The 14,992-nt window shown below is 31.4% G+C and carries 16 protein-coding genes; all 16 read right to left on the bottom strand.

The window, feature by feature from the left end; genetic code table 11:
• Window positions 1–1,197: DNA translocase FtsK 4TM domain-containing protein (locus tag SA378_RS11325; RefSeq protein WP_318526089.1), on the bottom strand; the 1,197-nt coding region annotated here is incomplete at its 3' end.
• Window positions 1,198–1,301: 104 nt separating this feature from the next.
• On the bottom strand, window positions 1,302–2,129 hold the full coding sequence (locus SA378_RS11320) for a ClpP family protease (protein WP_318526088.1): 828 nt from the start codon (window positions 2,127–2,129) through the stop codon (window positions 1,302–1,304).
• A gap of 85 nt (window positions 2,130–2,214) precedes the next feature.
• Complete coding sequence (locus tag SA378_RS11315) at window positions 2,215–2,448, bottom strand: YlmC/YmxH family sporulation protein (protein ID WP_318526087.1); 234 nt, start codon at window positions 2,446–2,448, stop codon at window positions 2,215–2,217.
• Window positions 2,449–2,493: 45 nt separating this feature from the next.
• Window positions 2,494–3,003, bottom strand: coding sequence for a deoxyuridine 5'-triphosphate nucleotidohydrolase (locus tag SA378_RS11310; RefSeq protein WP_318526086.1), 510 nt, complete (start codon window positions 3,001–3,003; stop codon window positions 2,494–2,496).
• A 14-nt stretch (window positions 3,004–3,017) separates the two neighbouring features.
• Window positions 3,018–4,292, bottom strand: a complete 1,275-nt coding sequence (locus SA378_RS11305) for a pitrilysin family protein (RefSeq protein WP_318526085.1) — start codon at window positions 4,290–4,292, stop codon at window positions 3,018–3,020.
• Between the two features lie 408 nt (window positions 4,293–4,700).
• On the bottom strand, window positions 4,701–6,794 hold the full coding sequence (locus SA378_RS11300; protein ID WP_318526084.1) for a polyribonucleotide nucleotidyltransferase: 2,094 nt from the start codon (window positions 6,792–6,794) through the stop codon (window positions 4,701–4,703).
• A 225-nt stretch (window positions 6,795–7,019) separates the two neighbouring features.
• Complete coding sequence (gene rpsO / locus SA378_RS11295; protein ID WP_318526083.1) at window positions 7,020–7,283, bottom strand: 30S ribosomal protein S15; 264 nt, start codon at window positions 7,281–7,283, stop codon at window positions 7,020–7,022.
• 147 nt (window positions 7,284–7,430) lie between these two features.
• A complete protein-coding gene (locus SA378_RS11290; RefSeq protein WP_318526082.1) occupies window positions 7,431–8,186 on the bottom strand; it encodes an FAD synthetase family protein in 756 nt (251 codons plus the stop codon).
• A gap of 16 nt (window positions 8,187–8,202) precedes the next feature.
• Window positions 8,203–9,075, bottom strand: a complete 873-nt coding sequence (gene truB, locus SA378_RS11285) for a tRNA pseudouridine(55) synthase TruB (RefSeq protein ID WP_318526081.1) — start codon at window positions 9,073–9,075, stop codon at window positions 8,203–8,205.
• On the bottom strand, window positions 9,075–10,055 hold the full coding sequence (locus SA378_RS11280; protein ID WP_318526080.1) for a DHH family phosphoesterase: 981 nt from the start codon (window positions 10,053–10,055) through the stop codon (window positions 9,075–9,077). Before SA378_RS11280 ends, truB begins: the two co-directional genes overlap by 1 nt.
• Window positions 10,036–10,413 carry a 30S ribosome-binding factor RbfA gene (gene rbfA, locus SA378_RS11275; protein WP_318526079.1) on the bottom strand — a complete coding sequence of 126 codons (378 nt, stop codon included), beginning with the start codon at window positions 10,411–10,413 and terminating at the stop codon, window positions 10,036–10,038. Before rbfA ends, SA378_RS11280 begins: the two co-directional genes overlap by 20 nt.
• Before the next feature lie 31 nt (window positions 10,414–10,444).
• Window positions 10,445–12,733, bottom strand: coding sequence for a translation initiation factor IF-2 (gene infB, locus SA378_RS11270; RefSeq protein ID WP_318526078.1), 2,289 nt, complete (start codon window positions 12,731–12,733; stop codon window positions 10,445–10,447).
• 15 nt (window positions 12,734–12,748) lie between these two features.
• Window positions 12,749–13,045: a L7Ae/L30e/S12e/Gadd45 family ribosomal protein gene (locus SA378_RS11265; protein WP_318526077.1), complete on the bottom strand. Its 297-nt coding sequence runs from the start codon at window positions 13,043–13,045 to the stop codon at window positions 12,749–12,751.
• Complete coding sequence (rnpM, locus tag SA378_RS11260) at window positions 13,038–13,307, bottom strand: RNase P modulator RnpM (RefSeq protein WP_318526076.1); 270 nt, start codon at window positions 13,305–13,307, stop codon at window positions 13,038–13,040. Before rnpM ends, SA378_RS11265 begins: the two co-directional genes overlap by 8 nt.
• On the bottom strand, window positions 13,304–14,365 hold the full coding sequence (nusA, locus tag SA378_RS11255) for a transcription termination factor NusA (protein ID WP_318526075.1): 1,062 nt from the start codon (window positions 14,363–14,365) through the stop codon (window positions 13,304–13,306). The genes rnpM and nusA overlap by 4 nt, the downstream gene beginning before the upstream one ends.
• Window positions 14,366–14,378: 13 nt before the next feature.
• Window positions 14,379–14,843 (bottom strand): ribosome maturation factor RimP, encoded by a 465-nt coding sequence (gene rimP, locus SA378_RS11250; protein WP_318526074.1) that lies wholly within the window; start codon window positions 14,841–14,843, stop codon window positions 14,379–14,381.
• Between the last annotated feature and the right edge of the window lie 149 nt (window positions 14,844–14,992).

The raw sequence follows: 14,992 nt of genomic DNA, 5'->3' as shown, positions 1-14,992 counted from the left end.
TGTAATTCTGCTTACTTTTATGCCCGGGGCTTGCTGGATTTCATATCTAGTAATTGTAGGTCCTTTATTTATTTGGAGTATGTTGCAAGGAATATTGAAATTATTTAATGTTTCAATTAGTTTCTCACCATCCTTGCGCAAATCTTCCTTATCTCCTTTTGCATGCTGAGGTATGGTATCTAACAGAGCTGTTGCTGGCAGTTTGTACTTATCTGCTTTTACACCTGCAATATTTATTATGTCATCTGTAATTTCCCTAGTTTCAAATTTTTCTTTTGTTTTATCTTTTTTTATTTCATGCGTTTCAGTCTCTTTTATTTCTTGCTTTTTAACTTCGGGCACTTCCGTTTCTCTAGATGTGTTTGCATCTGTTTTTTTAAAGTCATCTATTTTTAATTGAGTAATTTCCGCTTTTCTGTTATTGTCAGCGGTCGGACTCAAATAATCATAGATTTTAATATTTTCATTTTCGCTATGTTCGTCTTGTTTTTTAATTACTTTTTCTGCTGATTTTTTATTTTTGTCCTCAGTCTTAATTTCTATAAAAACAAAATTATATATTTCTTTCATAATTTTTTTAAAATAATTAATAAAAATTTTACATATTCCAATAATGCTTTGATTTGTAAGAAATATTATAAATGTAAACATCAATGCTCCCAGAACAATGTATGTACCATTTTTCCCAACAAGTTTAACAAAAATAAATGTGAATATATTTCCTACAATGCCTCCACCTCTGTTAAGTGCAGCTGTATCAACTGAAAATTTAATAAGTTCTTGAAATGCTGTATTTCCTGTAAGAACAGCATAAACAGCTACATCATTCAAAGCGGAATACATAATGTAGCATACAAAAAAACCAATAATTGCAACTATTTGGTTATTATCATTTATTATGATAATATTCAATAATCTCATTACGCCAATAACCAAAATGAAAAACGGAAGTACAGAAGCGCCTTTTCCAAAAGCAGAATGAGTAAATACATTTATTGTACTGCCAATTATGCCTGTTTGATTTTCCTTTGTTGTAACAACTATTAAAAACACTGCAAATGCAACAATAAAAATACCCATTATTTCTTTTTTTAATATTTCTACATTGTCTTTTTTCAAATATTTTGTGCTTGTACTTTTTTTTCTTGTTGTTGTTTTACTTTTTTCTTTACTATCTGTTTTTTGTCTATTTGACATTTTAATACAACGTCCCCCTGTATTTTTCTAACTTTAATTATATCATATGCTAATGCTTATTCGCAACGATTATTTGCAATGCTTCGATCCAACCTTATTTTAAATTATTGTATATTATTTTCTATTAATCCTCTCAGTACTTTCATAGCAGGATTGAATCCACCAATTTCATTTATTAAACCAATTTTAACTACTTCATCTGCATTTAAAACAGTTCCTACATCATTTGCTATTTCATCCGTATCATACATATATTTTAACAAAGTAGCTCTGTCTACATTCGAATTATTTACAATAAAGTTTGTAATACGTTCCTGCATCTTTTGAAAATATCTGAAAGTTTGAGGAACTCCTATTACAAATCCATTTGTCCTGATAGGATGTATCGTCATTGTTCCTGTAGGTGCAATAAAAGAATATCTAGCAGATACAGCAAGAGCTGTCCCAATGCTGTGACCGCCGCCTAAAACCAGAGAAACGGTCGGTTTTGTAATGCTGGCAATTAATTCTGAAATTGCAAGTCCTGCTTCCACATCTCCTCCAACTGTATTTATAAGCAATATTATTCCCTTAATTTGAGGATCCATCTCTGCACCTATAATCATAGGTATTACATGCTCATATTTTGTGGTCTTACTTTGAGGGGGCAATGAGGTATGCCCTTCAATTTCACCAATTATGCTGATGAAGCAAATGTCTTTAACAGGATTTATATCCGTAATACTTCCAACTTGTTTTACATTTTCAATTTTTTGTTCTGAGTCGTCATTTGTGTTGTCGTTATTACTACTTTTCAATAAAAAAGAATTTGTAAAATTTAAATTTTTATTCGAGTTGTTATTATTTCTTTGTCCTTCCACATTATTAAAAGACTGTTGACATTGTTGATGTTGTTGCTGTTGAATATTATTGTAAGTATTTTTGTTTTCCATATTATCCTCCAAAAAAAACAATCAGGTTAGTTATCCTGATTATTCTTTGGAATTTTGATTATTTTATACATAGCTGCAGCGAGAATTATTCGTTTTCAATAATAATCATGTCACTGCCAATTTTTTTTATATTCTTCCATAAAATTTCTTTTTTCTTTGATTCTTTAAAAATTGAAAAGCGTGACGTATTACCAGAAATAAAACTAACAATTTCCCCCGTTTTTTCTTCAATTACTAAATCACAATCTCCGAAAATTCCTAAATTTTCTCCTGTATCTATATTAATAATCTCTTTGCTGTAAAGTTCACTTAATTTCATAATTAAAATTCCCCCAATCTTTAATTAACTATTAAGAATAATTACTTATTTTGTTGTAGTGCTTCCAAAACCACCATTGCGAATACTAGTTACATCATCATCCTCAGTCAAACCGTATTGAACAAATATACCCTGTACAATACCAGCACCTTCATTAATACTAACTGTCTTACATTCATTTGAATCATTAGTTAATTTAATCAAAATGTGACCTTCATTATCTGAAAAATAATAATCAGAATCAATTACCCCAACAGTGTTATTCAATTGCAAACGAAATTTAAAACCTAATCCAGACCTTGGAAAACACATTAAAACCCAGCTTTCTTCAATTCTGGCTCTGATGCCTGTAGGAATTTTTATCGTTTCTTTAGGTTCTAATTTAAATTCCAATGGTGAATAAAAATCATATCCTGCTGAACCAATAGTAGCTCTCTTAGGTAATTTTATTGAATTGTATATTTCTTCCAAATCATCACTTCGTCCAAATGTTTCAATCCAGTCTTTTTTAAACTGCTCAAAACTTACTTTTTCGAATTTAGCTATTGTTCTCATATTTCCACCTTTTATTAAAATTTTTCTCCAAGTACCTTATTTATTTTTTCTTCTATATCATTGTGTTTTTCTAAATTACCTGCAAATGTAATGCTTAATTCATCAATATTAAATAATTTATTTGCAACATTTAAAACATCCTCTAATTTAACGTTATTAATGCTTTCAATAACTTCTTCAGGATATTGAATTTCATTGTATAACAACTCTCTTCTTCCTATTGATGACATTCTACTTGATGTGCTTTCAAGTCCTAGTATATAATTTCCCTTTATCTGCTGCTTAGCCCTTATAAATTCTTTTTCAGAAATATCACCATTTTTGATGCTTTCCATTTCTTTCAAAATTGTTCTTAATGCATCTTCTGTCTGATCATATGACATACCTGCATATATGCTAAAAATTCCAGTATTCGAATAGTTGGATACAAACGAATAAATAGAATATACAAGACCTTTTTTCTCTCTTACTTCCTGGAAAATTCTTGAGCTCATAGTTCCGCCAAACAAATTATTAAGTACAAGCATAGGATAATAATTTGGATCATGCCTTCCTATTGTTTTATTTCCAATACACATATGAAGTTGCTCTAAATCTTTATGCAATCCTACAACGCCTCTCTTGTATTCTGCATCTTCATCAAAATGATTAATATTAGAATTTTGCCAATTTTTAAATTTTTTATTAATTTGTTTTATAAATGTTTCTTCATCAAAGCTTCCTGCAACAGCAACAACAGTATTGTACGGTGAATAGTTTTTTTTCATGTATTCAACTACTTTTTTAGTATTAAAAGTTTTTAAATTTTCTTCAGTTCCAAGGATATTGTAAGCCATAGGACTGTTGTTGAATATTATTTCAGTAAGCTTGTCATGGACAATGTCTTCAGGAGAATCTTCATACATTTTTATTTCTTCTATTACTACAGAAATTTCCTTGTCAATTTCCTCCTGTTTAAACAATGAATTGAAAAACATATCTGATAATATATCAATTGCCTTATTTATATTTTCATCCAGCACTTTAACATAAAAACATGTGCATTCTTTACTGGTAAAAGCATTAAGCTGTCCACCCAAATTGTCTATATCTTCTGCTATTTCATTTGCTTTTCTTTTTTCAGTGCCTTTGAAGAGCATATGTTCGATAAAATGAGACAACCCGTTTGTTTCTGCATTTTCATTGTTTGAACCAACATTAACCCATATTCCAATAGACGCAGATTTTACATAATCTATTTTTTCCATCACTATTCTTATGCCATTATCCAAAGTGTACTTTTTAATCATATTTCCTCCATTTACTTATCATTAGCATGTAGGTTTAAACTACCTCAACAGTTTGTATGTTACCAAACATTCTGTATCTAGTGGAACTGCACCTGCTTCCTATAAGCAGAAAAATAATAATTGCTACAAGAACTATTATTATCAGCCTTCTTATAAATGCTATGTTATTTAAAAAAAATCTCATAAAAATCCCCCTTATAATTATATTTATTACTAAAGGAGTCTATTTATGATTTAATATTTAAATATTATTTATTATTTATTATTTGTATATTATCAAATTTTTACAAAAAATACAACAGTTTTATCTTATCCTTACTGTTATTTGAAAATTTTTAATATCAATAGATATAAAAAATAACAAAATCATGTATTATGATATTGTTATCTTATAGTTACATTATCTGATTATTTGCTTTCAGATTCTTTTAAAGCATCTTTTCTAGAAAGTTTAATTTTGCCTTGTTGATCAATTTCCATTACCTTTACAAGTATTTCATCGCCAATGTTCAAAACATCTTCTACTTTGGCAACTCTTTTGTCTGAAATTTGTGATATGTGAAGAAGTCCGTCCTTATTGTCAGTAAGTTCCACAAATGCACCAAAAGCTGCTATTCTCACAACTTTTCCAAGCATTATTTCTCCAACTTCAATTTCTTTAACGATGCTTTCGATTATTTTCTTTGCTTTGTAAGCACTTTCAACATTTTCAGCTGCTATTAAAACAGAACCGTCATCTTCTATATCAATTTTAACTCCTGTTTCTTCAATAATCTTATTGATTACTTTTCCGCCTGCACCAATTACATCTCTGATTTTATCAGGCTTAATTGTCATTTTGATTATTTTTGGAGCATACTTGCTTACTTCTTCTCTAGGTTTGTCAATACAAGCTAACATTTTGTCAAGAATAAACAACCTGCCTATCAAAGCTTTATTCAATGCTTGTGTTAATATATTCTTGTCTATGCCATGAACCTTCATATCCATTTGAATTGCAGTAATGCCTTCTGCAGTTCCTGCAACCTTAAAGTCCATATCTCCTAAGAAATCTTCCATTCCTTGAATATCAGTAAGTACAACTACATTGTCGCCTTCCTTAATTAAGCCCATTGCAACACCAGCAACAGGAGCTTTAATTGGAACACCGGCATCCATTAACGACATTGTGCTTCCGCATACACTTGCCTGAGAAGTTGAACCGTTTGAGCTCAATACTTCTGAAACGAGCCTTATTGTATAAGGAAATTCATCAACACTCGGAATAACTGGTTCTAATGCTCTTTCTGCTAATGCGCCGTGACCAATTTCTCTTCTTCCAGGTCCTCTTGATGGTCTTGTTTCTCCAACAGAATAGGAAGGAAAATTGTAGTGGTGCATATATCTTTTTGAAGTTTCTTCAGAAATGCCGTCTAATGTCTGTTCATCACTGGAAACACCAAGAGTAGCAACTGTTAAAACCTGTGTCTGTCCTCTTGTGAAAAGTCCTGAACCATGAGTTCTTGGTAAAAGTCCAACTTCGCATGTAATTTTTCTAATTTCATCAATTGTTCTGTTGTCCGGTCTTATGCCTCTAACTAGAATATTTTCTCTTACTTTTTCTTTTACAATTTTGTAAAGAGCATCATCTATATCAGCTGCGCCTTCAGGATATTTTTCCAAGAATATTTCTTTTGCTGTTGCTTTAAAATTATCAATTTTTTCTTGTCTTTCAAGCTTATCTTCTACAATAATTGCTTCATTTATTATAGGAGCTGCGTATTCTCTTATTTCTTGTTCAATAGCTTCATCACATACAAATTTAACATAGTCAGTTTTTTCTTTTCCAACTTCAGCTTTAATAGTATCGATAAAATCACATATTTTCTTTATTTCTTCATGCGCATATAAAATTGCATCAAGCATTTTAGCTTCAACAATTTCATTTGCACCTGCTTCAACCATCATTATAGCATCTTTTGTTCCGGCAACCGTTAAATTCAAGATAGTTAAATCTCTTTCTTTGCTGTTAGGGTTAACTACAAATTCATCATTTATAAGCCCTAAATTAACTGCTCCTGTTGGTCCTTCAAATGGAACATCTGAAATGGACAATGCGATTGATGAACCAATCATCCCTGCTATTTCAGGAGAACAATCCTGATCTACTGACAATACTGTAACAGTTACAGACACATCATTTCTATATCCTTTTGGGAACAAAGGCCTTAAAGGTCTGTCAATCAAACGTGATGTAAGTATTGCCTTTTCACCAGGTCTGCCTTCTCTTTTAATAAATCCTCCCGGAATTTTTCCTACGGAGTAAAGTTTTTCCTCGTAATCAACGCTCAACGGGAAAAAATCTATGCCTTGTCTTGGTTCTTTCGATGCTGCCACATTTGCCATTATAACTGTATCGCCATATTGTACTATACAAGAACCATTTGTAAGCTCTGCAATTTTTCCGACAGTAACTTTTAATTCTCTACCGGCAAGCATGTATTTAAATACTTTCTCTTCCATTAGTACCTCCTTTTTTACTTTTTAATCAGTATTCCAACCAATTTCTCCTTGTGGGCGAAAGTAAGTCGGGCATATTGCAGTTTCGTTCACCAATTTGTTTGCTCCCTTCGGTCGCACATATTGGGAACTCATTGCGTTTGACCTACCGCCGTTTTTTCTTCCCTTCGGTCGAAAAAATGGGGTTAGGGCATAAACAAGAGAGCGGGAATATCCCCGCTCCTTACATTATTTTCTTAATCCTAATCTTGCAATAATGCTTCTGTATCTTTCGATATCATTGTTTTTTAAGTAGTTAAGAAATCCTCTTCTTTGACCAATCATTTGTAAAAGACCTCTTCTTGAGTGATGATCCTTTTTGTTGATCTTTAAATGTTCTGTAAGGTTGTTGATTCTGAATGACAACAACGCGATTTGAACTTCAGGAGAACCTGTGTCTTTTTCATTAATTCTGTACTGCTCGATAATTTGTGTTTTTTGTTCTTTATTCATTTTAAACCTCCATGTTTAAATAATTTATTTCACCATAATCCAAGCAAGACGTTGAGGATTCGTAAAGCTTAGGCTATGGAAACACATTGAATTTTACCATATTATTTTATTTTTGTAAATACAAATTTTATAATTAATATTACAGTATTACACAGCTTTATCCAAAAAAATAATATTTTGACTTTTATCTATGATTTTATCAAATGTAAAAACAGATCCTGATTTATTGGTTATTACAGTTAAAACAACTTTTTTGCCACCTACCATGACACTGTATCTTCCATCAGCAGGTACAATGATACTGCTTTTATTATCTACAAAACAAATATTTTTATTATAATCCATTTCTATTTCCTCATGAAATATAGTATAATTATTTACTAAAAGATTATTTGCTTCATGAATTTTACCTTCTTTTAACAAACTGCGCACTAATGTGCTGCTGACTAAAATTCCATTGTATTTAACCGGATAAATTTCTTCAACTTCATAACCGTACTTTTCTTCAAACCCTTTTAATGTGATTATATTTCCACTGGCTTTATAGCCAAAAGAAAAGTTGTATCCTACTACAATATTTTTTGCATTGTATTTACCTATAAGAATTTCACTGATAAATTGTTCTTGAGAATACTTAGATACAACATCATCAAGTTCGATTTCAACTACTTCTGTTACATTATATTCTTTTAGTATTTCCAATTTTGTATTTTGACTATTTATGTATTTAATATTGAATGTAGATTTTTTTAAATCTTTCTTTATAAATTTAAATGTAATAATTATGCTGTCTTGATTAGTTTCATGGCTTAAATCAATCATCCTTCTTATTAAAGTGTCATGTCCTATATGAATGCCATCGAAATTACCAATTGCAACACATGATGCGTTATTTCTTTCCATTAATTTCACCTGCAGCTTACATTAACATTTTTTCTACTTTAATCATATTTTCTCGTACCTTTCTCCCAATACCTACAAGCTTATTTTTACTATATATGTAAAATTCTTCACTTGTCAACGCACTTGTATTCGAAGATACCTCATTCCCGGCTATAAGCCTTTCATAATTAATTTCATCAACAATTATATGATCTAAAACGTAAATTTTATCTATCGGAATAAGACATCCATACAATCTGTTATTATCTTTTAAGAATTTAAGTTCTTCAAGAGTTACAGAATTTTCAATATGTAAACCTTTTGCTTCGGTTCTTACTAGAACACCCATGTATCCTAAAGTACCAAGACGTTCGCCAATATCATTGCAAAGGGTTCTCATATATGTTCCTTTAGAACACTTTACTTGCAAAAGCACTCTTTCGCCTTCGTATTTCAATAATTTCAGTTCTTTTATATAGACTGTCTTACCTGGCTTTTCAACTACTATATTCTGTCTTGCATATTCGTAAAGTTTCTTGCCATTAAGTTTTACAGCTGAATATGCCGGAGGAACCTGTAGCTGTTCGCCTTCAAATTCTTTTAATGTTTTTATTAAATCTTCATAATTCACATGGACATTATCCGTTTTTTTTACCATTTTTCCATAGCTGTCTTGTGTATCTGTGCTTTGTCCTAAAATCAATTCACAAATGTACGTTTTGTCGCCATTCATTAAATATTCGCTTAATTTTGTACCTTTTCCAACACAAATAACTAAAACACCAGCTACATTAGGATCCAGCGTTCCGGCATGACCAACTTTTTTCATATCCAATATTTTACGCACAGAACTGACCACGTCATGAGATGTCATTCCAGTAGGTTTTAAAATATTTAATATTCCGTTCATTATTCTCCAAAATACACTTTAAAATTATTTACTATTATTTTTTTAGTATTTTCAATTGTATCATTAATTTCAAAACCAGCAGCTTTTGCGTGACCGCCACCACCATACTGCAAAGATACTTCAGCAACATCTATATTGCTTTTAGACCTTAAGCTTACTTTTGTACTTTTGCTTTCAGATTCTTTCAAAACACAAGAAACTTCAACTTCTTTAATTTCTCTTATGAATTCTACTACACCGTCTATGTCACCCATTTCAACATTGTTACTTTTAAGAATTTCTTGAGTAATGCAAGCAATGCCAAATTTATTGTCATAGTAGAGTTCTAAACCGCCTATACAATCAATAAACGCCTTAACTACATTTGAAGGCTTTGAGTTGTATATAATATTGTCTATTTCTGCAACATCAACTCCAAGATTTAAGAGTTCTGCAATCTTACTATGAGTGTGACTACTTGTATTTGAATAACTGAATTTCCCTGTATCAGTTAAAATTGCTATATATATGTATACCGCTATTTCTTTAGTTATTTCCATCCCTGAAATATTCATTATATCATACAAAAGCTCACCAGTTGAGCTTATTTCTGAATCTATAATATTTATGTCCGCAAAACTGTTATTTGTTTTATGATGATCAATACAAACAGATTTTTTAGCATGATTAATGATATCTTTGAATTTTCCAAGTCTTTCTGCATCGCTACAATCAAGAATAAAAAGAACATCATACACGATATTGTCATATTCTTTCTCTTTCATTATTACGCCATCTTTTACAAAGGTTTTATAATTAAAAGGAATTAATCCGTCAATATAGACTGTAACATTTTTATTTAATGGTTTCAAGAATTCATATAGGGCCATCACTGACCCTATACAATCTCCATCAGGGGCTTTGTGTCCAGTGATACAGATATTGTCAGAATTATTTATAATTTCAAATATTTCCTTCACCTTATTCGTCATCAGATTCATTTTCAGCCTTCCTGCTCGCTTCTTCTTTTATAACTTTATTTATGAGATTACTCATATAAAAACCTTTTTCAATTGAGTTATCTTGTTCAAATAGCAACTCTGGAGTTAGGCGTAATTTTATTCTCTTACCAACTTCCCTTCTTATAAATCCTTTAGCATTTCTCAATGCTTCAAGAGTTGGTTTAATATCTCCATAAACAGAAATATAAACTTTGGCAAATTTCAAATCCTCTGTTACATGAACATCCGTAACACTCATAAGTTCTGATATTCTGGGATCCTTTACTTCATTTCTGATTATTTCAGATATAACTTTTTTCATTTCACCCGACAATCTTTCATTTCTTCTGTTTGCCATGTTATACCCTCTTTCTTAACTTACATCAACATTATCTTTTTATTTCTTCCATAATATAAGCTTCCAATGAGTCGCCTTCTTTTATGTCGTTGTATTTTTCTAAACCTATTCCGCCTTCATAGTTTGAATTCAATTCAGACACATCATCCTTAAACCTCTTTAAAGATGCAATAGTTCCATCATGAATAACTATATCATTTCTCAAAACTCTTATTTTTGATTTTCTTGTTATTTTTCCGCTTGTTACATAAATACCTGCCACTACTCCAATATTAGGAACCTTGAATGTCTGACGTACATCAGCTCTTCCAAGAACAACCTCTTTATATATCGGTGCAAGCATACCTTTGACTGCTTGCTGAATATCTTCAATTGCCTGATAAATTATGTTATAGGTACGAATATCAACATTTTCTTTTTTCGCAAGTTCCATTGCTGCAATAGATGGTCTTACATTAAAACCTATTACAATAGCATTAGATGCTGATGCCAACATAACATCATTTTCATTTATTCCACCTACACCGCCATGTATAGGATTAACTTTTACTTCATCCATACTTTGTTTTAAGAGAGATTGTTTAACAGCTTCAATTGAACCACTTACATCTGCTTTAATAATTATATTTAAATCCTTTACTTCACCTTTTTGTATTCTGTCAAACAAGTCATCCAAAGAAACTTTTGATGAAACATTCATGTTTTCCATATGCCTTTTATCTTTACGTTTTTCTGCAATATTTTTAGCATCTTTTTCATTTTCCATCACTACTAATATATCTCCAGCTTGAGGAGTTGCAGACAATCCAAGAATTTCCACCGGCACAGATGGACCAGCTTGATTTATTCTTTTTCCTTTACTGTTAAACATAGCTCTTACTTTGCCATAAGCGCTTCCAACAAGAACAACATCACCTTTATTTAAAGTGCCTTTTGAAATCAAAACAGTTGCAACAGGGCCTCTTCCTTTATCAAGCTTTGCTTCTATAATAGTTCCCTTTGCACTTCTGTTTGGATTTGCCTTAAATTCCTGTACTTCAGCAACCAATAGAATCATTTCCAACAAATCTTCAATACCAATTCGCTGTTTTGCAGATACAGGAACAAATATTGTATCTCCGCCCCAATCTTCAGAAATTACGCCTTGTTCAGAAAGTTCTTGTTTAACTCTATCAATATTAGCAGCTGGTCTATCAATTTTGTTAACTGCTACTATTATTGGCACGCCTGCGGCTTTAGCATGATTTACTGCTTCAATAGTCTGAGGCATAACACCATCATCTGCTGCTACTACTAATATTGCAATATCAGTTACTTTAGCGCCTCTGGCTCTCATGGAAGTAAAAGCCTCATGACCAGGTGTATCAAGAAATGTAATTTTTTTGCCTTTAATTTCTACCTGTGATGCACCTATATGCTGAGTAATTCCTCCGGCTTCTTGTTCTGTAACTGACGTATTACGAATTGCATCCAATAAAGATGTCTTGCCATGATCTACGTGTCCCATTACTGTTACTATAGGAGCTCTAGGCAATAAAGTATCTTCAGGATCCTCATCATTTTTAAACATTGAATCTTCTAAATTCTGAAGCACATCCACTACTTCAACTTTTGAAACTTTTGCCCCTAATTCTTCTCCAATTAGTACAGCAGTATCAAAATCAATTTCCTGATTCATATTAGCCATAATTCCAAGAAGAATAAGTTTTGAAATAACAGCATTTACAGGTACACCTAATTTGTCAGCGAATTCTCTTACTACTATAGGTTCTTCAATTTCTATATTTTTAACCTTAATTTGATGAACTTTTTGTTCTTGCTCAACAGGTTTTTGCTGTTGGAACTGTTGTTTATTTTTTTGACCGCTGTGATTCTTTCTATTATTATTATTATTATTATTATTATTATTGTTATTGTTGTTGTTGTTATTGTTATTGTTATTGCTATTGTTTCTATTATTATTGTTATTTTTGTTTGCTGCATTTTGTTGTGCAGGTTTTGAAGCAGTTTGATTTGATTGTATTGATTTTTTAATCGGCATAATTAAGCTTTTATCAACTTTTTTTAATTTAGCCTGATTTAAATCTATCTTTTCATCTACTAATGGTTCATCGTCAATTATAATATTCTTACCGCCTTTAACCGTCTTAGCTTTTTTATTATTATTTATTAAATTCAATGCCTTCCTGAGTCTTATAACTTCAAGGTCTGAAATTGTACTCATATGGTTTTTAATAGTAATACCTAGCTCTTGTTCTGCTATACTAACCAAATCTTTACTATTCATATCTAATTCTTTTGCAAGTTCGTATATTCTCATGCAACCACCTCCGGTTTATACGTTATTTAATATATAAGATGCAATGTTTATGTCTCTGATTGACGCAACACCCACCATCTTCTTCCCGAGACTTTTACCCAGGAGTTCCTTTTCTCCATATTCAACATATTTGCAGTTATATTTCTCGCAAACAAATTGGATATTTTTTTTAGTTTTATCAGATGCATCTGTTGTTATTAAAACTAAAGCACTTTTGTTTTTTTCAATATCCGAACAAGTTACATCAAAACCAATTGCAACTTTTCCGCCTTTTCTGGCAATACCGATTATCGAATAAATTTTATCATTCATTCTTTGAAATCTCCAGTTTTAAAGCTTCATATACTTCTTCCGGAATTTCAGATTCAAGAGATTTTTGTAACCTCTTTGATTTTATTGCTTTATCCAAACAATCAGTTTTTTTACAAATATATGTACCTCTGCCATTTAGTTTTCCAGTAGCATCAAATTTTATTTCATTGTCTTTGTTTTTTACAATTCGACACAGCTCTTTTTTTGGAAAGCTTTCCATGCATCCAATGCATTTTCTCAAAGGTATTTTGCGTGTTTTCATATTTCCTCCTTAGAGTATCTTTCCTTTTCTTGTGATTCGCTTATTATATCAATTCTCCAGCCTGTTAATTTTGCCGCCAGTCTTACGTTTTGTCCTTCCTTACCTATTGCAAGAGAAAGTTGATTATCCGGAACGACTGCTACTGCACTTTTTTCCTTTTCACTCACTGTAACTTTTACTATCTTAGCTGGTCCAAGACTATTGGAAATAAATTTTTCCGGATTTTTATCGTATATTATAATATCAATTTTTTCCTGACATATTTCGTCTATTATATTTTTAACTCTGGAACCTTTATTTCCAACACAAGATCCGATTGGTTCAACATTAGGATCATTAGTAAAAACAGCTACTTTAGATCTTGAACCAGCTTCCCTTGCGATTGAAAAAATTTCAATAATTCCGTCATGTATCTCAGGAACTTCAAGTTCAAACAATCTTTTCACAAGATTAGGATGACTTCTTGAAAGCATTATGCTTGCACCTTTCCCGGAATTCTTAACTTCAACAATAACTGTCTTAATTCTGTCTCCCAGATTATATTGTTCACCAGGTATTTGTTCGTTTGCAGTAATTATACCTTCAATTTTTCCAAGATCAACATAAATATTTCCTTTGCTTTCTCTTTGAACAACTCCTGTGAGTATATCCGACTCTCTACCATAAAACTCGCTGAATATAGATTCTCTTTCAGCTTCACGAATTTTTTGAAGAATTACCTGTCTTGCTGTTTGTGCAGCTATGCGTCCAAAATCCTTTTTAGGTTTAATTTCTATTTTGACAATATCACCATATTCATATTTAGAATTAATAGTCTTCGCCTCTTCTAAAGAGATTTCCTGACTGTTACTTTCTACTTCTTCTACAACTGTTTTATCCTGAAATAATTTATATTCTCCGTTTTCCGCATCCATCTCAATACTGAAATTAGTTGCTTTGCTAAAATTTTTCTTATATCCAGTTTCTAATGCAGCTCTTATAGCCTCCAAAACGACATCTTGGCGAATTCCCTTTTCTTTTTCAAGTTCGCTTAACGCGTTTAAAATTTCTTTGTTCATTTAACATCCTCCACTAAAAATCCTCTAGAACTTTATTGATTTTCGAAACATCCTTAAGTTCAATTGTTGTATTTTCTTCGCCCATTTTTATTACTATAATACTTTCCTGTTTTTCTATCAATATACCTTCAATAGACTTTTTACCGTCGATAGGTTTATAAAAATTTACATTCACCAGTCCACCTATGTTTTTCTGATAATCAGCATCTGTTTTAAAAGGTCTTTCAAGTCCAGGGGAAGATACCTCCAAAAAGTATTGTTCTTCTATTAGATCAACCTCATCAAGTTTTTTATTTAAAACTCTGCTTACATCGGCACAATCATCGACAGTTATTCCTTCCGATTTATCAATGTAAATTCTCAAGTATTTAAATGGCCCCTCTTTTACATATTCAACATCTACAAGCTCAATTTCGGAAGACTTTATAACATCATCCACAATTTTTCGAACTGCTGCTTCTATAGATTTTTTGCTCATACTCTCTCCTTTTCCCATAGTTGTAACTCTTAAGTATACAATCAGAAAGAGTGGGCTACCCCACTCTTTCTGTCCAAAATCATCTTTTAATGATTGTAACACAAAATTTATTAAAAATCAAACAAAATTATTTAAAAACGATTATTTTT

Source organism: Sedimentibacter sp. (genome assembly GCF_033447055.1).
Classification (GTDB): Bacteria; Bacillota; Clostridia; order Tissierellales; family Sedimentibacteraceae; genus Sedimentibacter.
The sequence above is the reverse complement of the archived record's forward strand: the minus strand, read 5'-3'. Positions and strand labels throughout refer to the sequence as shown.

Bases quoted from the DNA above. Each gene is read 5' to 3' on its own strand.
- SA378_RS11320 (WP_318526088.1), bottom strand. From the start codon at position 2,129: ATGGAAAACAAAAATACTTACAATAATATTCAACAGCAACAACATCAA.
- SA378_RS11315 (WP_318526087.1), bottom strand. From the start codon at position 2,448: ATGAAATTAAGTGAACTTTACAGCAAAGAGATTATTAATATAGATACA.
- SA378_RS11310 (WP_318526086.1), bottom strand. From the start codon at position 3,003: ATGAGAACAATAGCTAAATTCGAAAAAGTAAGTTTTGAGCAGTTTAAA.
- SA378_RS11305 (WP_318526085.1), bottom strand. From the start codon at position 4,292: ATGATTAAAAAGTACACTTTGGATAATGGCATAAGAATAGTGATGGAA.
- SA378_RS11300 (WP_318526084.1), bottom strand. From the start codon at position 6,794: ATGGAAGAGAAAGTATTTAAATACATGCTTGCCGGTAGAGAATTAAAA.
- rpsO (WP_318526083.1), bottom strand. From the start codon at position 7,283: ATGAATAAAGAACAAAAAACACAAATTATCGAGCAGTACAGAATTAAT.
- SA378_RS11290 (WP_318526082.1), bottom strand. From the start codon at position 8,186: ATGGAAAGAAATAACGCATCATGTGTTGCAATTGGTAATTTCGATGGC.
- truB (WP_318526081.1), bottom strand. From the start codon at position 9,075: ATGAACGGAATATTAAATATTTTAAAACCTACTGGAATGACATCTCAT.
- SA378_RS11280 (WP_318526080.1), bottom strand. From the start codon at position 10,055: ATGAATCTGATGACGAATAAGGTGAAGGAAATATTTGAAATTATAAAT.
- rbfA (WP_318526079.1), bottom strand. From the start codon at position 10,413: ATGGCAAACAGAAGAAATGAAAGATTGTCGGGTGAAATGAAAAAAGTT.
- infB (WP_318526078.1), bottom strand. From the start codon at position 12,733: ATGAGAATATACGAACTTGCAAAAGAATTAGATATGAATAGTAAAGAT.
- SA378_RS11265 (WP_318526077.1), bottom strand. From the start codon at position 13,045: ATGAATGATAAAATTTATTCGATAATCGGTATTGCCAGAAAAGGCGGA.
- rnpM (WP_318526076.1), bottom strand. From the start codon at position 13,307: ATGAAAACACGCAAAATACCTTTGAGAAAATGCATTGGATGCATGGAA.
- nusA (WP_318526075.1), bottom strand. From the start codon at position 14,365: ATGAACAAAGAAATTTTAAACGCGTTAAGCGAACTTGAAAAAGAAAAG.
- rimP (WP_318526074.1), bottom strand. From the start codon at position 14,843: ATGAGCAAAAAATCTATAGAAGCAGCAGTTCGAAAAATTGTGGATGAT.